Genomic DNA, 23,682 nt, shown 5'->3' on the forward strand with positions numbered 1-23,682 from the left:
TCTCCCGTTTTTCCCGTTTATCACGTGTAGTCGAAGAACACGGTTTCGCTCTCGCCCTGCATGCGGATATCCCAGCGGTAGGTGCCGTCCGGCTGGCGGCGTGCCAGCAGCGTGCCGCGGCGCTCTTCCGGCACCTGTGCCAGCAGCGGCGACGGTCGCGCATCGTCCAGGAACACGGCGGTGAACTGGTGCTTCACCAGGCCGCGCGCAAAGATGGTGACGAAAGCGGCGGGCGCATCGGCCGGCGCATCGGCGGGGCGGGAAAGCCGGAACTGGAATTCGCCCGCCTCGCCGCTGGGAATGCGGCGGAAGCCGGGAATGGCCTGCTGCGCCTCGGCCTGGGCCGCGTGCGGGGTCCACGCTTCCAGCTGGGCGTCGTTGATCGGTGTGCCGTCGCCATCGTAGATCACGCCGCGCACGGTCACGGTGGGCGCCGTCGTCTCGACGTTGGCGGTGGCGTCGACGCTCCATTGCCACGCTTCGTGGGAGAACGGGCCGATGGTCTGCGAGGTCGTGATGTAGCTTGATTCGTTGCTTGATTCGTTGCTCGAATTGGTCGTCATGGTGCTCTCCTTACAGGCCCATCGGGGTGGCGTCGCGTCCGCGCAGGACGATGTCGAATTCATAGCCCAGCAGGTGTTCGTGCATGGTTTCCTCGATGCTGAAACGGGACACCAGGCGCTGGCGCGCCGCCGCGTCGGGCACGCTGTTGAAGATCGGATCGTAGTCGAACAGCGGGTCGTTCGGGAAATACATCTGCGTGACGAGGCGCTGCGCATACACGTTGCCGAACAGCGAGAAGTGGATGTGCGCGGGGCGGAACGCCTTGTGGTGGTTGCCCCACGGGTAAGGCCCCGGGCGGACCGTCACGAAGCGGTAGCGGCCTTCGTCGTCCGTCAGCATCTTGCCCCAGCCGTTGAAGTTCGGGTCGAGCGGCGCGTTGTGCTGGTCCTTCTTGTGGCGGTAGCGGCCCGCCGCGTTGCATTGCCAGACTTCGATGAGCGAGTTGCGCACGGGCTTGCCGTCTTCGTCCGTCACGCGGCCGGTGACGACGATGCGTTCGCCGATGGCTTCGCCGGCGCAGCCTTCCGGCCTGGTCAGGTCGATCTCGCCCGGCAATACCAGGCCCGACGGGGTGGCGATGTTGTCGCTGACGGGCAGCGCCGCGTCGAGGCGCAGCAGCGGCTGCAGCGGGCCGCGCTTGACGGTGGATTTGTATTCGGGATGGACGAGTTCCGGATACACGCCGGATGGGACGGAATCGAATTTCACTGGAGTCTCCTGGTGCGCCGGGCGCGGTGTTGTCGGATGCAGGCCATGGTAGGCGCACGGGCCGGCCCCCTCAACGGGGCAATGTCGAGCTGCATCCGCAATGCGCACGCTTTGTGCGATACTCGCACAAACGAGGAGATTTCGCATGGAACAGGGTGTACCGTCCAACGAGCCGCATCCGCGCGACCTGGTCGCCGGGCTGGAAAAAGGCTTGCAGGTGATCGAGGCATTCGACCAGGAACGTGCGCGCCTGACGATCGCGGAAGTGGCCGTGCGCACCGGCCTGAGCCGCGCGGCGGCGCGGCGCTACCTGATCACGCTGACGCACCTGGGCTACATGCGCCATGAAAACAAACTGTTCTCGCTGACGCCCGCCGTGCTGCGGCTGGGCCAGTCCTACCTGCACTCGGCGCGCCTGCCGCGCATCGCCCAGCCGCTGCTGTACCGGCTGGCCTATTCGCTGGGCGAGGCGGCATCGTGCGGCGTGCTGGACGACCGGGAACTGGTCTGCGTGGCCGCCGTCAGCGCCGGGCGGCTGGTCTCGACCACGCTGCAGCCGGGCACGCGGGTGCCGGCCTACTGCACCGCGAACGGCCGCGTGCTGCTGGCGCACCTGCCCACGGACGAAGTGGAAAAATACCTGGCCAGCGTTGAGCCGGAACGCATCACGGCGCACACGATCGTGCACCGCGAAAGGCTGGCGCTGGAAATCGCCCGCACGCGCGAGCAGGGGTACGCGCTGGTCGACCAGGAGCTGGAGCTGGGCTTGCGGGCCATCGCCGTGCCGCTGCGTAATTTCCGCGGCGAGATCGTGGCCGCGCTGAACGTCAGCGTGCACGAGGGACGCATGCCGCTCGAGGCGATGGTGGAGCGCTGCCTGCCGGCGATGGTGAAGATCCAGGCGGAATTGTCGGCATTGCTGTGACCGGATCATGCCCTGGCAATGGACGCGGCATATTAAAAAAATCGCGGATAATTATTTATATCGCGGCGTCATCGCCGATAGGCTTCTCGATTTCAAATAGCGGCAGATAATCGTCACGCGCTGGCATCTTATTACCCGCCTAGTGTCCGAATATTGTAGAACCTTGACCCGGCAATGGACAGCTGGCCGCATATTCCAGGACAAAGTCGCGACATTTTTCGACATCTTTCCCCCCTTGCCGCCGCGCCGGCGTGGCCGGCCGCGCTGCGCAGGAAAACCGCCCGGCAGACCGGTCAATACCGCCGATGCAAAAGCCGCTTGTATTCGCGCAGGCCTTGTCTATGGTGAATTGCCATGACAGCGCCGACCGTCCTTATTCTCCATCGATAAAGCCAGATCGATATTCAGCCGGTTTCGGCAGTCATGTCGCCAGTCCCGGCCGGATAACCGGCCGGGTAATCAGGGTATGTCCAAGGAGATAATCGATGACCACCAATCTCATTCACCGCCCCGGCATGGCCGGGGCCGGCCAGGAGGGCGACACGATGCCCGCTTCCCCGGCCAGGTCCGGCCCGTATGCCGAGGCGATCCAGGAAGCGGACGGGCGCTCGGTCCGGCAGCTGTTCGGTGCCGCCGTGGAAGGCGGCGGGCCGCGCGCGGATGCCGGTTCCGGCAGCGGCCGCGGCGCCGCGTTTTCCATCAGCGAGCAGGATGTCGACAGGGAAGCGGTGCGCCAGGTGATGGCATCCGGGGCGCCGGAGCCGGAACTGAGCGGCACCGGCTTCACGTACCGCCACAACTGGGGACCGCGGCGCGGCCAGTGGACGCTGCGCCTGAACTGGGGCGCCGTCAACCCGCGCTCGCGCATCCTCGTCTCGATCGGCGAAGGCACCGCGGCCGGGCCGGACGCCGGCAAGTTCCTGGGATCGGCCCGCTACACGCTGCATAACGTGGCCCCGCGCGCGGGTGGCGTCGACATCTGGGTCAACGTCGAGTGGGGTGCGGACATCCTGCTGTTCGTCGACTACATGGTGGTCAATCCATAAGCATAACCATGCACGCTTGTGCAAAGGAGATTATCCATGTCGTCAGATAACGTGATTGAAAACGACCCGGTCGAGGGAAGCGCCGGGTTGCGCAGCGAGAAGGCGGGTGTCCACCCGAACCGGGTCGCGGAAAGGCAGGTCAATGAGCTGCCTGCCGGGCAGGGCGCGCCGTCGCCCGCCTTGAGCGGCACCGGCTTTACCTACCGCCACGACTGGGGCCCCCGCCGCGGCCAGTGGACGCTGCGGCTCAACTGGCCGGCCGTCGGCCCGCAGTCCCACGTGTTCGTGTCGATCGGGGAGGGCGCGGCCGGCGGGCCGGATGCCGGCAAGTTCCTCGGCGCGGCGCGCTACACGCTGCACAACGTGGCGCCCCGTCCCGGCGGCGTCGACATCTGGGTCAACGTCGAGTGGGGTGCCGACATTCCGCTGTATGTCGACTACCTGGTGGTCAATCCACCCACGCTGGGTACCCGGACGGTGAGCGTGACGGTGCACCGCCACAGCGCCGTCGCGCTGACCGATGCCGAGGCGGACCGTATCCTGCGCGACATGGGCACCGTGCTGCAGGGCGCCGACACGGGCGCCGATATCGCGACGCGGGTGCAGTTCGTCCGTAACGGACCGGTGCGGCTGCTGCCCGCCACCGTGCCGGCCACCATCCAGACGCAGGCCGAATGGAACACGCTGATGGGGGCCGGCACCGGCATCAAGGTGGTGCAGGCGATCCGCTGGTGCGGCGGGCCAGGCGGCTCGATCATCGGCTGCGCGCCGGTCGGCAGCGCGGTCACGAACCTGGCCGTGGTGCGCTTTACCGCCAACCAGGAAGGCATCCTGTGGGTGCACGAATACGGCCACAACGCGGGCAATGGCCACCGCTCGGATGATACGAGGGCCGTCATGTTCCCCAGCATCGGTGCCGATCACAATGTCGTCGATGCCACCGAGTCCGGCCGCTACCTGGCCGGTCCGCTGGCCGGCACCGGCGCGGTCATGGCCGCCGGCGGCTGTTCCTGCCAGGGGCCCGTGGCCAGGCCGCCGGCCGACGTGCGCGCCTTCGTCTCGCAGCACTGGATCGAAGGCATTCCCTATGGCGCCGCGTCGCAATACCAGGCGGACGATGCGCGCAAGCTGCTCGAATGGCTGGTCGACGAACCCGAGCAGCACGAGGAATTCCTGCCCGAGATCGTCACCACGCTGTGCTTCATCGGCAGCGAGATCGCCGTGCGGCCGCTGATCGACTTCGTCGAAAGCCGGCGCGCGGGCCAGGCCGTGTTCAACGCCAAGAACGCCGCGCTGATCCACCTCGGCGACCTGGTCAACGCCTCCGGCAGCAGGGCGGCGCTCGACTTCCTGATGGGCGTGGCGAGCGACATGGAAAAGGCGAAATCCCTGGCATCGCCACAGGCGGCGATGGCGGCCGTCGATGCCACCATTGCCGGCGCTGCGGTGCCCACCGTCGAGGCGCTGGGCGCCGAACTGGCCGTGTCGGCCACGTTCGGCCTGTCGCTGGCGGGCCAGCCGGAGGCGGAGCAGGCGCTCGGCCGCCTCAGGAGCCATCCGGATGCCTATGCTTCCGTCAGCCTCGCCGCGGTCGAGGCGGCCGAGCTGGCCAGGACGGTGCGCGCCCGCGGCCAGAAGGAGTACTACCGGATGAAGGCCGAACACGGTAGCGCGCGCTAGCCCCTGGCGGCTAACTGCCCGGCAGCGTCGCCAGGTCGGGATGCTGCCGGGTGCTGTTGCGTGTCTGCTCGCGGTACTGCTTCGGTGTCAGTCCCAGGCGCTTGCGGAACAGCCGGCTGAAGTAGGCCGGGTCTTGGAAGCCCAGTTCGTAGCCGATCGTGGCGACCGAGGTGGGCACGTAGGTGAGCTTGCGGCAGGCTTCCAGCATCAGGCGGTCCTGCGCCATTTCAAAGGCCGACTTGCCGGCCAGTTTCACGCACAGGCGATTCAGCCGCGCCGCCGTCACGCGCAGCGCGTCCGCATAGCGGCCCACCAGCCACTGTTCGCGGAAATGCTCCTCGACGAGCGCGCGGAAGCGGCTGAACAGTTCGAATTCCACGTGGCCCGACTGGTCGGCCATGCGCCGCTCCGTTTCCAGCCGCACCAGCAACAGCAGCACGCTGCGCGCCAGCCACTCGACCATCAGCGCCTGGCCATAGCGGGGCCCGGCCGCTTCCTGCATCAGCTGGTGCAGCAGCGCGGCGAGGCGATCCTGCACCACGGCGTTCTCGTGCAGCCGCATGGCCTGCGGGCGCAGGAACAGCGGCGCGAACAGGTCGACCGACAGCACCACGTTCTGGTCCATCGTCAGCACGTAGCCCTGCGCCGCCGTGGAAAAGTCGAACGCATGCACCACGCTCGGGTGGATCGTGATGACGGTCGGGCCATCGCATTCCCACAGCATGTTTTCCACCTGTGCGCTGACGTGTCCGCCCATCAGGAACAGCACCTGGAACAGGCCGCGGTGGGTGTGCGGGCCGATGTGCCAGTCGTGCAGGCGGCTGCGCGTCTCGATCAGCTCGATATGCACGAACTCGGCATTGTCGATCGGCGTATTCTCGCCATACAGCGCGAACTGGGGAATCTCGTTGGGGAGGATGTTCATGGCGAATCAACCTGTTCAGGACAAGGCATTTGCAAAATAGTACAAGTTTTTGCGTGCTTCATCCATTTTTTTATTGCAAGCGCGGCATTACGATCCGTCCATCGTTCAAATTAATACCAGACGGAGACTCATCATGCGTACCCAGGCAGCCATCATCGGCGCCGGCCCCGCGGGCCTGCTGCTATCCCACCTGCTGCACCTGCAGGGCATTGAATCGGTCGTGCTCGAGAGCCGCAGCCGCGAAGACATCGAATCGACGATCCGCGCCGGCGTGCTCGAACAGGGCACGATGGATATCCTGAACGATGCCGGCGTCGGCGAGCGGATGCGCCAGCTCGGCGCGCTCCACCACGGCATCGAACTGGCGTTCGGCGGGCGCCGCCACCGCATCGACCTGGCCGACCTGACGGGCAAGGCGATCACCGTCTACCCGCAGCACGAGGTCATCAAGGACCTGGTCGCGGCGCGCCTGGCCGCGCAGGGGCAGATCCTGTTCAAGGTGTCGGACGTACGGCTGGACGGCATCGACGGCGCCGCGCCGTCGGTATCGTTCACGCACCGCGGCGAGCCAGGCCGCATCGACGCCGACTTCGTGATCGGCTGCGACGGCTTCCATGGCGTGTCGAGGAAGGCTCTGCCGGAAGCGTCGCGCAGCGAATTCCAGCGCACCTACCCGTTCGGCTGGTTCGGCATCCTGGTCGAATCGGCGCCGTCGTCGGAAGAACTGATCTATGCACGGCACGAGCAGGGCTTCGCGCTGGTCTCGACGCGCACGCCGGAAGTGCAGCGCCTGTATTTCCAGTGCGATCCGGCGGACCACGTGGATAACTGGTCGGACGACCGTATCTGGGCCGAGCTGCACGCCCGCGTGGAAACCAGCGATGGCTGGAAGATCAACGAGGGCCGCATCTTCCAGAAGGGCATCATCGGCATGCGCAGCTTCGTCTGCACGACGATGCGGCACCACCGGCTGTTCCTGGCCGGCGACGCGGCCCACATCGTGCCGCCGACCGGCGCGAAGGGCATGAACCTGGCCATCTCGGACGTGAAGTTCCTGGCCGAGGGGCTCGACGCGTTCTACAGGAAGGGCAGCGGCGAGCTGCTGGACGGCTATGCGGAGCGTGCCCTGAAACGCATCTGGCGTGCCGAGTACTTCTCGTGGTGGATGACGCGCATGCTGCACACCTTCGCCGAAGCCACGCCGTTCGAGCGGGAAATGCAGCGGGCCGAACTGGAGAACGTGGTGGGATCGCGCGCGCTGGCGCAGGCGCTGGCGGAAAACTACGTCGGCGCGTTCTGAGGCAAGCCCCGGTCGCCGCGCCGAAGGCGCGACGGGAAGCGTCCGGCAACCGGCCGGACCGGTCAGAACTTGTGCACCACGCCCGCCTGCAGGCCGGTGAGCCGGCGGCCGTTGACATCGTCGCCGGCCAGGTTGGCCGACGGTGCGCCCGAGCCGCCGAAGCGGAAGCCGGCGTTCGGCGCGTTCTTCATCCGGGCGGCGATGCCGTACAGCAGGGTACGCCGCGACAGGTCGTAGAAGCCGCCGATGCTGGCGCCGCGTGCCCCGGCAACGCCGCCCGACGTGTCGCGGATCACGCCATACAGCGCTCCCACGCGCAGGTTGGCGGCGATGCGGTAGTCGGCCGACAGCTGCCACATGTTGTAGTAGCGACCGGCGTTGGGGTCCGTGCCGGCGAAATGGTTGTCGGGGCTGGCCACGTTGCTGAGGATGGACCCGGCGGTGTTGCCGTTGGCATGCGCCGTCGCATTGTTGGTGCGCACGAACACCGCGTAGAGCGTCCCTTTGCCGTACCGGTAGTTGGCGTATACGTTGTGGTAGCGTATCTTCTCGCGGACGGTGGCAGTCACGTCGTTGGGGCTGGCCTGCAGGCCGGCGTAGCCGAAGCGCCATTGTTCGCGCGTGTAGTCCACCGCGAATTGCACGAGCGCGCGGTTGCCGCGCGGTGTCTGGTTCGCGGCCCCGTTTTCCGGCAGCGCATAGTGCAGCACCACGGACGCGCCACCGATGCGGGGGCTGCGGTACGAAATATCGTTGTCGAAGCGCGATGGCACGCCGAAATTGTTGATCACGGAGCCGAAGGTGGTGCGGTCCGTGTAGTCGATGGCGTTGCCGATCAAGAAGATCTCGGTGTTCTGGCGGCCCACGCGCCATTCGCCGGCTTTCGTGGCGATGCCGATCCAGGCCTGCCGGTCGAACAGCCGCTTGCCGTCGGCGGCGCTGCCACTGTCGGCATTGAGCCCCGCTTCCAGGTTGAACTTCAGTTCCATGCCGTCGCCCAGTGCTTCGGTGCCGCGCACGCCGAGGCGGCTGCGCAGGAGCGCGCCGTCGTTCAGCCCCGTGATGTGGGCACCGCTGCTGCTGCGGATGTGGCCGACGTATTGGTCGAAATTGCCGTACAGCGTCACCCCTTGCGCCCAGGCGAGGGCAGGGCACGCGAGGATGGGGCACGCAATGGCCCGGGCGGAAAGCCGCTTCCCTTTCATCGTATCTCCATCGAATCGTTACTCGTCGTTGGCGGCGGCTGGCCGCGCAACCTGGCAGGGCTGGCCTGCTGCAGCCAGTCGTGGCCGGGTACCGAGTATAGGAATTCGGCGTGAGCAAAAAAACACCATTGCGCGCCTGTTAATGCGACAATCGCGCATCCTGCGCGATTAGCGCGCAAAAATGGAAATATTTTGCAATGAAGGACCTACCGCAGACCATTGACGTCGCCAGGCGCGACATCATCGAGGGCCTCGTCACCGGCATCGCCGTGATCGGCGCGTTCGACGACGACACGGCGCGCCTGACGCCCAGCCTGCTTTCCGAGCGCATCGGCATCAGCCGCAGCGCGGCACGCCGCTACCTGCTCACGCTCGTCCATACCGGCATGGCGGCCACGGACGGGCGGCAGTTCTGGCTCACGCCGAAGGTACTGACGCTGGGCCATGCGTACCTGGATTCGGCGCGCATGCCGCGCGCGATCGTCCCGTACCTGCAGCACCTGACGGCACAGCTGCAGGAATCCACCAACTACTCGGTGCTCGACGGCGACGATGTGGTGTATGTCAGCCGGGTCAACGCGCCGCGCCACCTGATACCGGGGCGCGAGCCGGGCACCCGCCAGCCCGCCTATGCGTCGACGGCGGGCAGGGTGCTGCTGGCCTGCCTGCCCGAGGCGGCGCTGGGCGATTACCTGGCGCGCGTGGAACTGGTGCCCTACACGCACGTGACAGTGCAGGACAAGGGAGCCCTGCGGCGCGAGCTGGAGACCATCCGCGAACAGGGTTTCGGCATGACGGAAGACCAGTACGAGATCGGCCTGCGCGGCATCTCCGTGCCGCTGAAGAACCGGCACGGCATGGCGACCGGGGCGTTGTCCGTCCTGATGAGGACGTCGGGCAGTCCGGCGCCCGACGCCGCTGCGCGCTGCGTGCCGGCCCTGCAGGCTTGCGCCAACACGCTGATGCTGTGGGTGTGACGGCGCGCCACGCCGGCCGGCGCCGCGCTAGACTGGCCGCAACGGGGGTTTCATGGCGACGATCGATGGTCACGATTCATGGTGACGATTCATGGTGACGATTCATGGCGACGATCGATGGTGACGATTCATGGCGACGATCCACGGCGGTTCCCCTGCCCGCGGCCTCTTGACGATACTGACATGGATGGAACGATGCGACAGCTGCTGATCATTCTCGGTGCCATCCTGCTGCTGGCCGGCCTGGCCTGGCCCTGGCTGAGCAAGCTGCCGCTGGGCCGGCTCCCTGGCGACGTGCATGTCGTGCGCGAGGGCTTCAGTTTCCACTTTCCGGTCATGACCTGCATCGTCGTGTCCATCGTGGTATCGCTGCTGATCTGGTGGTTCCGGCGCTGACGGAGATCGGTGGTTCCGTGGGTGACCGGGGGAAATATTTTCAATTTGCTTGGGGCAGTTCCGACTGCCGCACGGCGTGTACTCCTACGCGCCATGCCTGTCGACGGTGCCAGAATGGCAATTCACCGATTGCACCCACAAGCAAAAAGGAGATATGACATGAAGAGCAAACTCGCGGTCATCCTTGCAGCATTGTTCGTCAGCGCGGGCGTCGCGGCCCAGTCCACCAGTTCGTCGACCAGCACGGGCACGGACCAGCAGAAATCCAGCGACACCAAGAAGCACAAGTCCACCAAGTCCAAGCAGCACAGCACCGGCAGCCAGGACTCCACTACCTCCGGCGCCAGCGGCACGGCCGGCTCCAGCTCGACCGAAATGCGCTCCAGCAGCGGCACCAGCGGCACCAGCGGCAGCGCCACTGGTGGAACCAGCACCAGCACCGGCACCGATACGTGGCGCGGCCCGAGCGGCACCGCCGGCATGAATAGCACAACGCCGAGCACAACGCCGAGCACAACGCCGAGCACGACGCCAGGCGCGACCAGCGGTTCGTCCACCTCGGGCACCAGCGGCTCGTCGATGGACAGCAGCGGTTCGTCCACGTCGGGCACGTCGGGCAGCAGCGCCTCCGGCACGTCGTCCGGCACTTCGTCCGGCACCTCGGGCACGGGCATGACGCGCTCCGGCGCGGGCGCGACCGGCACCGGTACCACCGGCACCACCGGTTCCGGCACCACCGGCACGACCACGCCGCCGCTGCCGACCCGCTGATCCGTTTCACGCCAGCCGCCCGCGGGCGGCTTTTTTACGCTCGTCCCCTCTGGCTCGGCCATGAGGTCCATCCCGCGGCCCGCAGGGATGAGGCGATTTCGACCTGGAACATGCCGGCGCCCTGTCGCGGGGCGCCACGGCCCTACAACAACAGGAGTCACCATGCTGGCAATGAATTACCGCGGACCGTTCCGTGTCCGCGCCGACCACAAGCCCGATCCCGTCATCGAACACCCCGGCGACGCCATCGTGCGCGTCACCCGTTCCTGCATCTGCGGATCCGACCTGCACCTGTACCACGGCCTGGTGCCCGATACGCGCGTGGGCACCACCTTCGGCCACGAGTTCGTCGGCATCGTCGAGGAAGTGGGCTCGCAGGTCACGAAGCTGAAGGTGGGCGACCATGTGCTGGTGCCGTTCAATGTGTTTTGCGGTTCCTGCTTCTTTTGCCAGAAAGAACTGTACGGCAATTGCCACAACACGAACCCGCAGGCATCCGCCGTGGGCGGCATCTATGGCTACTCGCACACGGCCGGCGGCTTCGACGGCGGCCAGGCCGAGTTCGTGCGCGTGCCGATGGCCGACGTGGGCCCGACCGTGATCCCGGCCGACATGGACGAGGATGACGCGGTGCTGCTGACCGACGCGCTGCCCACCGGCTACCAGGCCGCCGAGATGGGCGATATCTCGGAAGGCGATACGGTGGTCGTGTTCGGCGCCGGCCCGGTGGGCATCTTCGCCGCCAAGTCCGCGTGGCTGTTCGGTGCCGGCCGCGTGATCGTGGTCGACCATGTCGACTACCGGCTCGACTTCGTGCGCCGCTATGCCCAATGCGAGGTGGTCAACTTCCGCGAAGTGGACGACATGGCGCTGCACATCAAGAAGATGACCGACTGGCTGGGCGCCGACGTGTGCATCGACGCGGTAGGCTGCGAAGCGGCCGGCAGCGCGGCGCAGACCATCACCGGCGTCTACACGATGATGCAGGCCGGTTCGGCCACCGCGCTGCACTGGTGCATCAACTCGGTGCGCAAGGGCGGCAATGTGTCGATCGTGGGCGTGTACGGCCCCACCTTCAACGCGATCCCGATCGGCAATGCGCTGAACAAGGGCCTGACCATGCGCATGAACCAGGCCAGCGTGAAGCGCCACCTGCCGCGGCTGATCGAGCATATCCAGGCCGGCCGCATCGATCCCAAGCAGATCATCACGCACCGCGTGCCGCTCGAGGAAGTATCGGATGCGTACCACCTGTTCTCGTCGAAGCTGGACAACTGCATCAAGACGGTGCTGATCCCTCCATCGGCGAACCAGGTGCGCGCCGTTGCGTCCACCGCGAACCATTGAGGAGAACAGCATGGCACACGACAACGAACATACCGGACATACGCACCAGCACGACGCCCACGGCAACCACACCGGCGACCTCGCGGTGTTCCAGCATGGCCGCCCGCCGGTGGACCGCTCGGCGATCCAGGGCTGGGGCGCGGACCTCGACCGCAAGAACCGCCCCGGCGTGCCGATGGAGCGCACGCCGCCGCGCATCGATGCCCCGCTGACCCAGCCGGAGCAGCAGCGGCAGGACGTGGAAGTGCTGGTCTCGCTGGAGCGCCCGCACATGACGCCGCTGTTCGGCAGCCCGAATCCGCCGCGCGGCGTGTCGGGCATGGTGCGGCGCGCCGCCTTCAAGGAAACGGAAAACGATATCCGGCACTGGCTGCTGCTGATGCTGGCCGACCGCATCGACGTGGTCGAAGGGCTGGTCGAGGACCTGGCGCGCGGCCACGTGCCGAACATCCTCGGCGAGATGGGCATCAAGGCCGAATGGCAGCACAACAAGAAGGGACTGGCGCAGAAGGTGGTGATCGGCGCGGCGGTGGCCGGCATCGCCTGCTACCTGCTGAAGCGCCGCGACCACCGGTACTGACGGGACCTTGCCATGCGGACCAATGCCGCCACCGTTTCACTGTGGACGGACACCGCCCAGGTGCCGTCGTTCGCACCATTGGCCGGCGACACGACGGCCGATGTGTGCGTGGTCGGTGGCGGCATTGCCGGCCTTACCTCGGCCTACCTGCTGCTGAAGGAGGGCAGGTCGGTGGTGCTGGTCGACGCGCTGCAGCCGGGCGCCGGCGAAACCGGCCGCACCACGGCGCATTTCTTCCCGCCCGACGAGCGCTATGCGGGGATCGCGAAACGCTTCGGCGACGCCCGCGCCCACCTGCTGCACGACAGCTACGAGCGGGCCACCAGCCTGGTCGAATCGATCGTGCACGACGAGCGGATCGCCTGCGATTTCCGCCGGCTGGACGGTTACCTGGTGCCGGCCGCCACGGGTGGCGGCGCGGAGGGCGTTGCAATCATCGAGCGCGAGCATGCATGCACCCAGCGCCTCGGCATCGCGACTACCCGGCTGCCGCGCGTGCCCGGCCTGGCCTGGGATACCGGGCCGGCGCTGTGCTTCCACAACCAGGCGCAGTTCCATCCGGTGAAGTACCTGGCCGGGCTGGTGCGCGCCATCGAGCGGCTCGGCGGCCGCATTTACGGCGACACGCGGGCGCGCGATGTCGACGGCACCAGCGTCGTCACCGAGAAAGGCACGGTGCATGCCGCGGCGGTGGTGGTGGCCACCAACACGCCGTTCAACAACCGCTTCGTGCTGCACACCAAGGTGGCGCCGTACCACAGCTACGTGGTCGGCCTGACAGTGCCGCGCGGCGCCATCGAACCGTTCCTGCTGTGGGATACCGGCGACCCGTACTACTACGTGCGCCTCGACGACGCCCGGGCGGCCCGGCCGTACGACATCCTCGTGGTGGGCGGGCAGGACCACAAGACGGGCCAGGAGGGCATGCCCCAGCACCGCTGGGACGAGATCGAGGCCTGGACGCGCGCGCGCTTCCCGCAGGCCGGCGAAGCGATGTACCGCTGGTCCGGCGAGGTGATGGAGCCGGCCGATGGCGTGGCCTACCTGGGGCGCAACCCCGTCGACCGGGGCAATGTGTTCGTCATCACCGGCGATTCCGGCAACGGCATGACGCATTGCACGGCCGGCGCCATCCTCGTCACCGACCTGATCGCCGGCCGCGCCAATCCATGGGAGGCGCTGTACGATCCGGGCCGGATGCCGCTGCACGGCCTGGGTGAATTCACCAGGGAACAGGCCAATGTGGCGGCGCAGTACACCGACTGGCTGCAGGGCGGCGAAGTCGGGTCGCCGGACCGCATACCGCCCGGCGAGGGCGCGCTGATCCGCGAGGGCCTGAAGCTGATGGCGGTGCACCGGGCCGAGGACGGCAAGCTGACTTTCCTGTCCGCGGCATGCCCGCACATGGGCTGCGCGGTGCACTGGAACTCGGCCGAGAAATCATGGGACTGCCCCTGCCACGGCTCGCGTTTCGACATCGCCGGCCAGGTGCTGCACGGGCCGTCGAACGCGCCGCTGCCGCCGGCCGATCCGGGCGGGAAGGGACGCCGCTAGGGGGACGACGTTGCCGACCAGCGCCTCGCGCCTACCAGTCCAGCGCCAGCAGGCGCTGGGCCATCCTGGGCCAGCACAGCGTGCGTACCTCGTCGCGCGTGGCCCAGCGGAACCCGTCGGCCTCCGGGGTGGGCTCGCCGGTCACGTGGTGCGGGAAAAAGCTCGTGCAGGCCAGGTGGTCGAGCGTGCACAGCTCGTCGCCCGCCGCCACGCGGAACAGGTGCAGCCGCTTGTCGCGGCGATAGTCGAACACGCCAAGGTCGGTGAACCGGCCGGCATCGATGCGCAGGCCGGCTTCCTCGAACAGCTCGCGCCGCGCCGCCTCGAGCGGCGACTCGCCGGCGTCCTGCACACCCTTCGGGATATCCCAATGCTTCGTTCCGGTCACGTGGCACAGCAGCAGGCGGCCTGCCGCGTCGACGATCAGGGTGCCACAAGATGTATCCATCGGTTTCCCATCGCCTTCCCCTCTATCGAAACAGTCGATGCAACGGCGTGGCCAGCTTGCCTGGCGGCGCGCCATCGCGATGGCATGCGCCTTTCACAGCAGCGGGCCGCCGGGGCCGACCTGCTGCGGCGCGCCGCCGGCCACGCAGTCGGCCACGTACTGGGTGCGGCCCTGGCCATCGACGACGCGGCCGGTGACCACGGCCACGCCCTGCGCCGCCATTTCCGCCTGCAGCTCGCCATCGCAGAAGCGCCGCTGCCACGCCGCCTGGCGCGCGGCATTGGCGGCGTCGCCGGCGGCCCTGGCCAGTTGCGGATCGGCGGTGCTGAACGTGACCTGGTATCCCTGGCCCGGCCGCGCCAGCGACGGCTCCGTGCCCACGTAGCGCATGCCGCGCGCGTCGCCGGCCAGGGCGCGGCCGTGCCCGGCGATGCGCTCTGCGGCCGGTGCCGCCGTGGCGTCACTGGCGGCCGGGCGCGGCGCATCGGCGCTGAACGGCGGACCGAACAGCGCCCATCCGGCCAGTGCCGTCAGCACCACGGCCGCGGCGGCCATGGCGCCCGCGACATAGGGTTTCATCGCGCGTCCCTCCGGTTCATGCGTCCTCCTCGTTCATTGGTGTTCCTTCCATGCGTTCTGCCACTCGGCTGCATTGTAGCCGCCGGCACGCGCACGATACGAATGGGTGATACGATAAATATTGCATCTTGTTAAAATATCCGGACCGTCCGAGCGGTCGTACTACTATAAGAAAGATAGCGAAAGATGAACTTTCAGCAAAACTTCGCGGAGGCACCTTCCATGTCGCACAGCGTGTCGAAACGGATCGCAACGGCCCGGCCGCTGGCCACCACCGCGATGCACGAGCGCGTCGACCTGCTGAAGCAGCGCGGCGAGGCGGTGATCGACTTTTCGATCGCGATCTCGCACTTCCCGGCGCCGGCTCCGGTGCGCGACGCCGTGCGCGCCGCGCTCGACGAGCCGCTGCTGCCCTATACCGCCGTCGGCGGCCTGCCGGCACTGCGCGACGGGCTGGCTCGCAAGCTGCGCGCCGAGAACGGCATCGATGCGCAGGCGCAGCATGTGATTGTCACCAACGGCGCCAAGCAGGCGCTGTACCAGACGCTGTACGTGATGACGGATCCGGGCGACGCGGTGATCGTGATGCGGCCGCACTGGCCGGCCTACGTGGCCACGGCGCAGTTGCTGGGGCTGCGCATCGAGCTGGTGGACCAGCCGGACGTGATCGATGCGGCGTTCCTGGACGCCTTGCCCCGGGCGAAAGTCCTGGTGGTCAACAATCCGCACAACCCCACGGGAAGGGTGTACACGCCGGCGGAACTCGATGCCATCCGTGCCTGGCTGCGCGCGCGCGGCACCGCCTGCATCGTCGACGAGAGTTATGAAAAGCTGGTGTTCGATGGCGCGCACCACAGCCTGGCGGCCTGCCCGGACTGGCAGGCGCTGGGCATCGCCACGATCTTCTCGGCCTCGCAGAGCTACGCGATGATGGGCTGGCGCGCCGGCTTCGCGTGCGCGCCCGCGGCCTGGATCAGGGCCATGGAAGCGCTGCAGGGGCCGATCACGGCGGCCGTGCCGGCGCTGACGCAGGCCGCCGCCGCGGCGGCATTCGCGATCGGCGCCGTGCCCGACCTGCTGGCCGACTACCGCGCGCGGCGCGACCTGGTGGTGGACCTGTTCGCGCCGGTGCCGTGGATCGCGGTGGCATCGCCAGCCTCCGGTCCCTACCTGTGGGGCGACATTTCCGCGCTGACGCTCGACACCACGGCTTTCGCCGAACAGCTCATCGAGGAATACCGCGTGGCGATCATGCCGGGCGAAGCGCTCGGCTGCCCCGGCTTCATCCGGCTCGGCTACATCGCCGACGACGAGGCCACGCTGCGGCGCGGCGTGGCGGCCATTATCGCGCTGGGCGACCGGATGGCGGCCGCCGGCGCCGCGGGCCGGGAGGCCGACCCGTGCCGCGCCTGAGCAGCCTGCGGGCCCGCCTGATCCTGCTGGTCGGACTGGCGATCACGCCGATGGCGGCGATGACGGTGCTGACTGGCGTGCGCGAGCGCGAGCATGCGATCGACGTGGCGCGCGAGAACCTGCAGCGCGTCGCCAACCTGGCCGCGGCCAACGAAGCCCAGTCGCTGGAAGGCGCGCGGCAGATCCTGCGCGACCTGTCCAGCATTCCCGACCTGCTGGACAACCAGGACGATTGCAGCGTGCTGCTGTCGGACATCCTGTCGAAGAATACCGATTACGTCAATTTCGGGCTGATCCAGATGAACGGCGACGTGACCTGCAGCGCCGTCGCGTCGGTGGGCCTGGTCAACCTGGGCGACCGGCCGCATTTCCGCCGCGCCATCGCGGAACGCCGCTTCATCGCCGGCAACTACGTCTTCGGCCGCGTGATCGGCAAGCACACCGTCAACCTGACCTTCCCCGTCATCAAGAACGGCGATGTCAGGGCGGTGCTGTTCGCCGCCCTGGACTTGACCGAGCTGGACAAGTTCGTGCTCGACGTGAAGCTGTCGCCCGGCTCGCTGATGTGGACCATCGATGGCCAGGGCACGACGATCTCGCGCCGGCCCGACCCGGCCAGCTGGTTCGGCAAGCCGATCCCGCAGCACTTGCGGCAAGCGCTGGCGACGCGGCCGGCGGTGCCGGTGCTGCTCACCGATGGCGACGGGGTCGAACGCCTGTACGCGTTCGCGCGCGTCGGCAAGGCCGATATCTCCGACTACACGGTGATCATCGGCATGCCCTATGACGAGATCGTGGCGGCCGCCACGCGCGACCAGCTGATCGCCGTTGCCGGGCTGGCGATGACGATCACGCTGGCACTGCTGGCGGCCTGGTTCGGCGGCGATATCCTGATCGTGCGCCGCGTGCAGGCGCTGGTACGCACCGCCAACCGCATCGCCACCGGTTCGCTCGACACGCGCACCGGCCTGCGCTACGAGGACGAGGAAATCGGCGCGCTGGCGCGCTCGCTGGACGAGATGGCGCACGCCTTGCAGAAAAAGGAACTGGAGCGCGACGCGGCGGCCGCCTCGCTGCAGGCGGCGGACCGGCGCAAGGATGAATTCCTGGCGATGCTGGCGCACGAGCTGCGCAATCCGCTGGCGCCGATCAGCTCCGGCGCCCAGGTGCTGAAGATGGCGCATGCCGACAACCCGGCGGTGGCGCGCACGGCGGAGATCATCGCGCGCCAGGTCGAGCACATGACACGGCTGATCGACGACCTGCTCGACGTGTCGCGCGTCACCCGCGGGCTGGTCAAGCTGAACCGGCAGCCGCTGGACTTGCGCACCGTGGTGGAAGACGCGGTGGAGCAGGCCTATCCGCTGTTCAAGTCGAAGCGCCAGCAGCTCGAACTGGACATTCCGCACGCGCCGATGGGCATCAACGCCGACCACAAGCGGATGGTGCAGGTGATCGTCAACCTGCTCAACAACGCGGCCAAGTACACCCAGGAATACGGCCATATCCGCGTGCGGATCGAGCGCGACGGCGCGCTGGTGCGCGTGGAGGTGGCGGACGACGGCATCGGCATGGCGCCCGAACTGGTGGCGCGCGTGTTCGAACTGTTCACGCAGGCCGAGCGCACGTCCGACCGCTCGCAGGGCGGGCTGGGGCTGGGGCTGGCGCTGGCGCGCACGCTGGTCACGCTGCACGGCGGCACGGTGCGCGCCGCCAGCGCCGGGGCGAACCAGGGCAGCACCTTCACGGTGGAGCTGCCGTATGCAGAACCGCCGCCGCAGGCACAGCCGGGCAGCGCGCCGGCGCCCGGCGCCCATGCGGCCCGGGCAGGTGGGCTGCGCTGCCTCGTCGTCGACGACAACGTCGATGCGGCGCAGACGCTGGCGCTGTTCCTCGAAGCGGCCGGCCACGTGGTGCACGTGGCGCACCGCGCCACCGAGGCGCTGGAACTGGCGCGCCGCCATGCGCCCCAACTGTGCTTCCTCGACATCGGCCTGCCCGATATCGATGGCAACCAGCTGGCCCGGCAACTGCGCGTGCTGCCCCAGACGGCCGCCGCGCAACTGGTGGCGGTGACCGGCTACGGCCGCAAGGAAGACCAGGAAAAATCGATTGCCGCCGGCTTCGACCAGTATTTCGTCAAGCCGATGGATACCGCCAAGCTGGTGCAGCTGCTGGCCATGGTGCGGCCCGAGGCGGTGAAGTAGACGGCTCGGAAGAGGGAAGAGCAGGACAGCACAGCGCCTGGCGGTGGCGCGCTGCCGTGCGCACCGCCGTTACGCCGCGCGCTAGACTGGCGCCATGAAACGCTATCGCAATCTCGAAGGCCATTCCGGCGTGGTTGCCTACGACATCCTGCCGGAAGCGATCGCCGTGAAATTCAGCGGCGGCGACGTGTACGACTACACGTACCGCGCCACCGGGCGCGCCCGCGTGGAAACCATGAAGGCGCTGGCCGAGGCGGGCAGGGGGCTGTCGACGTTCATCTCGCGCTACGTGCGCGACGACTACGAACGCAAGCACGAGGGCAGGCACTAGCTTTCCCCGGCCGCCGCGGCACGGCAGGCGCGCCACCGCTATAATGGCGGTGCCGCTTCGCCCCCATGCCATGAGACTGACCACTTTCACCGACTACACGCTGCGTTCCCTGATGTACCTGGGCATGCACCGCGACCGCCTGGCCACCATCCAGGACATCGCGGACCTGCACGGCATCTCGAAGAACCACCTGACCAAGGTGATCCACCAGCTGGGCATGTCCGGCCTGGTCGAGACGGTGCGCGGCCGCAACGGCGGCCTGCGACTGAAGGGCGATCCGGCCGACGTCAATATCGGCGCCGTGGTGCGCGCCAGCGAATCGGACTTCCACATGGCCGAATGCTTCGATCCGGCCGGCGGCGGCTGCGCCTTCGCCGGCGCCTGCGGCCTGCAGGGCAAGCTGCGCGAAGCCACCGAGGCCTTCCTGGCGGTGCTCGACGGCGTCACGCTGGCCGACCTGCTGCCCGGCGCGCGCCGGCAGGAACACGCGATCCTGCTGCACCTGCCCGAGCGCCGGCCCGCGCCCTGATCTGTTCCTGGCCGGCTCCCTGACCGGCTCCCGTTGCTTGCATGACAGGTGGGACATTTTGTCCAATTCTTCCGCCGGCCTTTAAGATGCAAAATAAATGCATCTTTTAAACGAACACCGAAGCCAAGGGAGAACACCATGCTGTCCGCCGAACACCGTGCCATCGTTACCGCCACCGTCCCCATCCTGGAAGTGGGCGGCGAGGCGCTGACCCGCCATTTCTACCCGATCCTGTTCCGCGACTACCCGCAGGTGAAGCCGTACTTCAACCAGGCGCACCAGGCCGACGGCGCGCAGCCGCGCGCACTTGCCAACGCCGTGCTGATGTATGCGAAGAACATCGACCGGCTCGAAGCGCTGGGGCCGCTGGTGGGCCAGATCGTCGCCAAGCACGTGGCGCTGAACATCCTGCCGGAACACTATCCGATGGTGGGCGCCAGCCTGCTGCAGGCGATCCGCGAAGTGCTGGGCGCGGAAGTGGCGACCGACGCCGTGATCGACGCCTGGGGCGCCGCCTACGGCCAGCTGGCCGACCTGCTGATCGGCGCCGAAGGGCAGACCTACGCGGCGATGAAGGCGGCACCGGGCGGCTGGAACGGCCTGCGCTGCTTCGTGGTGGCCAGCAAGCGCCGCGAGAGCGACGAGATCACGACGTTCGTGTTCCGTCCCGAGGATGGCGGCGCGGTGCTCGATTTCCAGCCGGGCCAGTACATCGGCCTGCGCGCCGTGGTGGACGGGGTCGACCAGCGCCGCAACTACTCGCTGTCGGCCGCGCCGAACGGCAAGACCTACCAGATCAGCGTGAAGCGCGAGCAGGGCGGAGCGATGTCGAACCACCTGCACGATGCGGTGGGCGAGGGCGACGTGGTGGAACTGCTGCCGCCGTCCGGCGTGTTCACGCTGGCACGGGCCGGCAGCCGGCCGATCGTCTTCATCAGCGGCGGCGTCGGCATCACGCCCACGCTGGCCATGCTGCCGGCGGCGCTGGCGAGCGGGCGCGAGGTGCACTTCATCCATGCCGCGCGCCACGGCGGCGTGCATGCGTTCCGCACGCATGTCGATGAACTGGCCAGCCGCCACCCGCAACTGCGCCGGCGCTACGTGTATGCGGAACACGCCGGCCAGCAGCCCGGCCATCCCGCGCCGGATGCCGTGGGCCTGCTCGACAGCGAGCGCCTGGCGGCCTGGCTGCCGGCAACGCGCGACGTGGATGCGTACTTCCTCGGCCCGCAGCCGTTCATGAAGGTGGTGAAGCGTTCGCTGCGCGAACTGGGCGTGCCGGAAAACCAGATGTACTACGAGTTCTTCGGCCCGGCCGCCGCGCTGGAATAAGCGCCCGCGGGCGCCGGCACGGTCAGACGAGCAATGCCGCCGTCATGGCCGTGGCATCGCGCTCGGCCTCGTCGAGCATGCCGGCGGCCATTTCCTCGTCGATGAACAGGTCGACCACGGAATCGGATTGCGGCAGCTCTTCGCGCGGCTGCGCCAGCGGCGAATCGACCGGGGCGAAGTGGTTCGCCAGCAGCAGCGTGTCGAGCAGGCTTTCCGGCGGCACGCCGAGGAAGCCGTCGCGCAGGCCTTCGATGGCGGCGGCCACTTCTTCCGGGATGGCCAGCTTGTTCATCACCTCGCGCGTGATGATTTCCTCGCTGGCGGGTTGCCAGTTGTCCGGGTCGGGATCGAGCAGGCCGGGGAATTCGTCGGCGCGCGACAACAGGTAGAAGCCGCCCACCTCGTGCACGATGCCGGCGAACAGCGCGGTGTCTCCGTTCACCTCGGTCACGTCGCGCGCGATGATGCGTGCCAGGCACGCCACATAGACGCAGTGCTGCCACAGCTGTTCAGCCTTGGCGCGCACGGCGGGATCGACGATCTTGGCGCCGAACTGGCGCACCACCATGGCGGCGGCCAGCGCATACAGGTTATGGTAGCCCACGCGCGTGATCGCGGCGCGCACATTGGCGACCGTGCTGCCCGAGCGGTTGAACATGGCCGAATTGGCGAGCGCGACGGTGCGAGCCGCCAGCTGCGGCTCGGCCAGCACGAGGCGGATCGCCTCGTCGATGGGGGTTTCCGGGTCTTCGAGTGCCAGCTGCACCCGCAACGCTGCGTTGACGCTCGTGGGGAACACCAGGTCTCCCCTGATCGCCAGCGCGGCGATATGCCCGAAGGCTTCCAGTTTATTCATGGCGGAATTATACGCACGCGCTACATCCCGCACAATCGAGCCCGGGAGTGTCGCGCGCCGGCATCCCGCCGCGCGGTACGGGCGTGGCGTGCCGGCGATCGCCCGGCTGGCGTGTCAGGCGCCGGCCAGCTGCGGCTGGCGCATGCCGCCGGCGCGCTGGTAGCGCTCCACCGACAGGTCGTCGGCGCGGATCGCCGGGCGCCGGGCGGACATGATATCGGCCAGCAGTTGCGCCGAACCGCACGACATGGTCCAGCCCAGCGTGCCATGGCCGGTGTTGACGAACAGGTTGGCCAGGGGCGTGCGGCCGACCACCGGCGTGCCGTCCGGCGTCATCGGGCGCAGGCCGGTCCAGAACGACGCCCGGGCGGTGTCGCCGGCGCCGGGGAACAGGTCGTTGACCACCATCTCCAGCGTGGCGCGGCGGCGCGGGTTCAGGCGCTTGTCGTAGCCCGCGATCTCGGCCATGCCGCCGACGCGGATCCGGTCGTCGAAGCGCGTCACGGCGATCTTGTACGTCTCGTCCAGGATCGTCGAGGCCGGTGCCCGCTGCGCATTCACGATCGGTACCGTGATCGAGTAGCCCTTCAGCGGATAGACGGGCAGGTCGAGGATGCCGCGCAGCAGCGGCGTCGAGTAGGCGCCCAGGGCCACCACGAACGAATCGGCGGTGACCAGTTCGCCGGCGCATTGCACGCCGCGTACTTCGCCGCCGGCGACGTCGAGGCCTTCGATATCGACGTTGTAGCGGAACTGCACGCCCAGTTCCTGCGCCATGGCGGTCAGGCGGGTGGTGAACAGCTGGCAGTCGCCCGTCTCGTCGTTCGGCAGGCGCAGACCGCCCACCAGGCGCTCGCTGGCGATGCCCGGCTCGGCCGACAGCAGCTCGCGCGCGCCCAGCAGTTCGTAGGGCACGCCCGTTTCCTCCAGCACCGCGATATCCTTGGCCGCGTCATCCATCTGCTTCTGCGTGCGGAACAGCTGGGTGGTGCCCTGCTGGCGGCCTTCGTAGGCGATGCCGGTGGCGGCGCGCAGCGCCTTGAAGCAGTCGCGGCTGTATTCGGCCAGCCGCACCATGCGTTCCTTGTTGACGGCATAACTGTCGGCGTTGCAGTTGCGCAGCATCTGCCACATCCATTGCAGCTGGAACAGCGTGCCGTCGGGCGAGATCGACAGCGGCGCGTGGCGCTGCATCATCCATTTCACGGCTTTCAGCGGGATGCCGGGCGCGGCCCACGGCGACGCGTAGCCGGGCGAAATCTGGCCCGCGTTGGCGAAACTGGTTTCCAGGGCAGGCCCCGGCTGGCGGTCCAGCACGGTCACGGAATGGCCGGCGCGGGCCAGGTAATACGCCGTGGTGACGCCGATAACGCCGCTGCCCAGGATGACTACGCGCATGGATGCCTCGAATATAAGAATTGGTATGGAAAATTGCGTGGGTGTTTCGCCTATGGTAAGTTTTGTTCGGTAGTGGTTGTTACTATATATCGCGTTAAAAACAGGAAAAAATCATGCGTACCCAAATACAGTCCGTGCGTGCCCTGGACAAGCTCGACCGCAAGATCCTGCGCATCCTGCAAGACGATGGCCGCATCTCGATGAAGGACCTGTCGGAACAGGTGGGCCTGTCGGTCACGCCGGCGATCGAGCGGGTCAAGCGCATGGAGCGCGATGGCGTGATCACCGGCTACCATGCGCGACTGAATCCGGCCGCCATCGGCGCCACGCTGCTGGTGTTCGTGGAAATCACGCTGAACCAGAAATCGGCCAGCCACTTCGAGCAGTTCCGCCGCGAGGTGCTGCGCATTCCCGAAGTGCAGGAATGCCACCTGGTCTCGGGCGATTTCGATTACCTGATCAAGGCGCGCATCCACGAAATGGCCGAGTACCGCAAGCTGCTGGGCGACATGCTGCTGAACCTGCCGGGCGCCGCCCAGTCGAAAAGCTACGTGGTGATGGAGGAGATCAAGGAAACGCTGGTGCTGGCCACCGAAGTTTCCTGAGCGGGG

Annotated in this window: 24 protein-coding genes; 15 read left to right on the forward strand and 9 right to left on the reverse strand. The window is 67.7% G+C overall.

What is annotated here, in order from left to right; genetic code table 11:
• Window positions 1-20: 20 nt before the first annotated feature.
• On the reverse strand, window positions 21-563 hold the full coding sequence (locus OU994_RS14350) for a protocatechuate 3,4-dioxygenase (RefSeq protein ID WP_281611306.1): 543 nt from the start codon (window positions 561-563) through the stop codon (window positions 21-23).
• Window positions 564-573: 10 nt separating this feature from the next.
• Entirely contained in the window at window positions 574-1,272 is a 699-nt protein-coding gene (gene pcaH, locus OU994_RS14355) for a protocatechuate 3,4-dioxygenase subunit beta (RefSeq protein WP_281611307.1), read from the reverse strand.
• A gap of 145 nt (window positions 1,273-1,417) precedes the next feature.
• Here pcaH and OU994_RS14360 point away from each other — a divergent pair, with 145 nt between their 5' ends.
• The 3 genes from OU994_RS14360 (at window position 1,418) to OU994_RS14370 (ending at window position 4,923) form a co-directional block, all read left to right on the forward strand.
• Window positions 1,418-2,197 (forward strand): IclR family transcriptional regulator C-terminal domain-containing protein, encoded by a 780-nt coding sequence (locus OU994_RS14360; protein ID WP_281611308.1) that lies wholly within the window; start codon window positions 1,418-1,420, stop codon window positions 2,195-2,197.
• Window positions 2,198-2,682: 485 nt separating this feature from the next.
• Window positions 2,683-3,243, forward strand: coding sequence for a hypothetical protein (locus OU994_RS14365; protein ID WP_281611309.1), 561 nt, complete (start codon window positions 2,683-2,685; stop codon window positions 3,241-3,243).
• Window positions 3,244-3,279: 36 nt separating this feature from the next.
• The gene (locus OU994_RS14370; protein ID WP_281611310.1) at window positions 3,280-4,923 is read left to right on the forward strand and encodes a hypothetical protein; all 1,644 of its coding nucleotides are present in this window, start codon (window positions 3,280-3,282) and stop codon (window positions 4,921-4,923) included.
• Between the two features lie 10 nt (window positions 4,924-4,933).
• On the opposite strand, the gene OU994_RS14375 is transcribed toward OU994_RS14370, so the two are convergent.
• Window positions 4,934-5,848: a helix-turn-helix domain-containing protein gene (locus OU994_RS14375; RefSeq protein ID WP_281611311.1), complete on the reverse strand. Its 915-nt coding sequence runs from the start codon at window positions 5,846-5,848 to the stop codon at window positions 4,934-4,936.
• Window positions 5,849-5,981: 133 nt separating this feature from the next.
• Between OU994_RS14375 and OU994_RS14380 the strand changes: the two genes are divergently transcribed.
• Window positions 5,982-7,148, forward strand: coding sequence for a 4-hydroxybenzoate 3-monooxygenase (locus OU994_RS14380; RefSeq protein ID WP_281611312.1), 1,167 nt, complete (start codon window positions 5,982-5,984; stop codon window positions 7,146-7,148).
• Window positions 7,149-7,210: 62 nt separating this feature from the next.
• Here the strand turns inward: OU994_RS14380 and OU994_RS14385 are convergent, their stop codons facing one another.
• Complete coding sequence (locus OU994_RS14385) at window positions 7,211-8,353, reverse strand: porin (RefSeq protein ID WP_281611313.1); 1,143 nt, start codon at window positions 8,351-8,353, stop codon at window positions 7,211-7,213.
• 197 nt (window positions 8,354-8,550) lie between these two features.
• Here OU994_RS14385 and OU994_RS14390 point away from each other — a divergent pair, with 197 nt between their 5' ends.
• Window positions 8,551-9,330 carry an IclR family transcriptional regulator C-terminal domain-containing protein gene (locus OU994_RS14390; protein ID WP_281611314.1) on the forward strand — a complete coding sequence of 260 codons (780 nt, stop codon included), beginning with the start codon at window positions 8,551-8,553 and terminating at the stop codon, window positions 9,328-9,330.
• Window positions 9,331-9,525: 195 nt separating this feature from the next.
• Window positions 9,526-9,726, forward strand: coding sequence for a DUF2905 domain-containing protein (locus OU994_RS14395; RefSeq protein WP_281611315.1), 201 nt, complete (start codon window positions 9,526-9,528; stop codon window positions 9,724-9,726).
• 122 nt (window positions 9,727-9,848) lie between these two features.
• On the opposite strand, the gene OU994_RS14400 is transcribed toward OU994_RS14395, so the two are convergent.
• Window positions 9,849-10,568: a hypothetical protein gene (locus tag OU994_RS14400; protein WP_281611316.1), complete on the reverse strand. Its 720-nt coding sequence runs from the start codon at window positions 10,566-10,568 to the stop codon at window positions 9,849-9,851.
• A 91-nt stretch (window positions 10,569-10,659) separates the two neighbouring features.
• On the opposite strand from OU994_RS14400, the gene OU994_RS14405 reads away from it, so the two are divergent.
• From OU994_RS14405 to OU994_RS14415, 3 genes are read left to right on the forward strand one after another with little or no spacing between them, the layout of a single operon-like run.
• Window positions 10,660-11,844: a zinc-dependent alcohol dehydrogenase gene (locus tag OU994_RS14405; RefSeq protein ID WP_281611317.1), complete on the forward strand. Its 1,185-nt coding sequence runs from the start codon at window positions 10,660-10,662 to the stop codon at window positions 11,842-11,844.
• A gap of 10 nt (window positions 11,845-11,854) precedes the next feature.
• Window positions 11,855-12,424 (forward strand): hypothetical protein, encoded by a 570-nt coding sequence (locus OU994_RS14410; protein ID WP_131146293.1) that lies wholly within the window; start codon window positions 11,855-11,857, stop codon window positions 12,422-12,424.
• A 12-nt stretch (window positions 12,425-12,436) separates the two neighbouring features.
• Window positions 12,437-13,978 carry an FAD-dependent oxidoreductase gene (locus tag OU994_RS14415; protein WP_281611318.1) on the forward strand — a complete coding sequence of 514 codons (1,542 nt, stop codon included), beginning with the start codon at window positions 12,437-12,439 and terminating at the stop codon, window positions 13,976-13,978.
• A gap of 31 nt (window positions 13,979-14,009) precedes the next feature.
• Here OU994_RS14415 and OU994_RS14420 read toward each other — a convergent pair whose 3' ends face one another.
• Window positions 14,010-14,426, reverse strand: a complete 417-nt coding sequence (locus tag OU994_RS14420; protein ID WP_281611319.1) for an NUDIX domain-containing protein — start codon at window positions 14,424-14,426, stop codon at window positions 14,010-14,012.
• A 93-nt stretch (window positions 14,427-14,519) separates the two neighbouring features.
• Window positions 14,520-15,005 (reverse strand): hypothetical protein, encoded by a 486-nt coding sequence (locus tag OU994_RS14425; RefSeq protein ID WP_281611320.1) that lies wholly within the window; start codon window positions 15,003-15,005, stop codon window positions 14,520-14,522.
• A gap of 186 nt (window positions 15,006-15,191) precedes the next feature.
• Here OU994_RS14425 and OU994_RS14430 point away from each other — a divergent pair, with 186 nt between their 5' ends.
• The 5 genes from OU994_RS14430 to hmpA all read left to right on the forward strand — a co-directional run bounded on the left by OU994_RS14430 (window position 15,192) and on the right by hmpA (window position 20,817).
• Window positions 15,192-16,418 (forward strand): pyridoxal phosphate-dependent aminotransferase, encoded by a 1,227-nt coding sequence (locus OU994_RS14430; RefSeq protein WP_281611321.1) that lies wholly within the window; start codon window positions 15,192-15,194, stop codon window positions 16,416-16,418.
• The gene (locus OU994_RS14435) at window positions 16,406-18,625 is read left to right on the forward strand and encodes an ATP-binding protein (RefSeq protein WP_281611322.1); all 2,220 of its coding nucleotides are present in this window, start codon (window positions 16,406-16,408) and stop codon (window positions 18,623-18,625) included. The genes OU994_RS14430 and OU994_RS14435 overlap by 13 nt, the downstream gene beginning before the upstream one ends.
• 94 nt (window positions 18,626-18,719) lie before the next feature.
• Window positions 18,720-18,956 carry a hypothetical protein gene (locus tag OU994_RS14440; RefSeq protein WP_131146289.1) on the forward strand — a complete coding sequence of 79 codons (237 nt, stop codon included), beginning with the start codon at window positions 18,720-18,722 and terminating at the stop codon, window positions 18,954-18,956.
• A gap of 70 nt (window positions 18,957-19,026) precedes the next feature.
• Window positions 19,027-19,485, forward strand: a complete 459-nt coding sequence (locus OU994_RS14445; protein WP_281611323.1) for an Rrf2 family transcriptional regulator — start codon at window positions 19,027-19,029, stop codon at window positions 19,483-19,485.
• Between the two features lie 138 nt (window positions 19,486-19,623).
• Window positions 19,624-20,817: an NO-inducible flavohemoprotein gene (gene hmpA, locus OU994_RS14450; RefSeq protein WP_281611324.1), complete on the forward strand. Its 1,194-nt coding sequence runs from the start codon at window positions 19,624-19,626 to the stop codon at window positions 20,815-20,817.
• Window positions 20,818-20,839: 22 nt separating this feature from the next.
• On the opposite strand, the gene OU994_RS14455 is transcribed toward hmpA, so the two are convergent.
• Entirely contained in the window at window positions 20,840-21,673 is an 834-nt protein-coding gene (locus tag OU994_RS14455; protein ID WP_281611325.1) for an HDOD domain-containing protein, read from the reverse strand.
• A 114-nt stretch (window positions 21,674-21,787) separates the two neighbouring features.
• Window positions 21,788-23,071: a D-amino acid dehydrogenase gene (locus OU994_RS14460; RefSeq protein ID WP_281611326.1), complete on the reverse strand. Its 1,284-nt coding sequence runs from the start codon at window positions 23,069-23,071 to the stop codon at window positions 21,788-21,790.
• Window positions 23,072-23,184: 113 nt separating this feature from the next.
• Here OU994_RS14460 and OU994_RS14465 point away from each other — a divergent pair, with 113 nt between their 5' ends.
• Complete coding sequence (locus OU994_RS14465) at window positions 23,185-23,676, forward strand: Lrp/AsnC ligand binding domain-containing protein (protein WP_281611327.1); 492 nt, start codon at window positions 23,185-23,187, stop codon at window positions 23,674-23,676.
• Window positions 23,677-23,682: the final 6 nt, after the last annotated feature.

The organism is Pseudoduganella sp. SL102, from assembly GCF_027856995.1.
In the GTDB taxonomy this organism is placed as follows: domain Bacteria; phylum Pseudomonadota; class Gammaproteobacteria; order Burkholderiales; family Burkholderiaceae_D; genus Rugamonas; species Rugamonas albidiflava.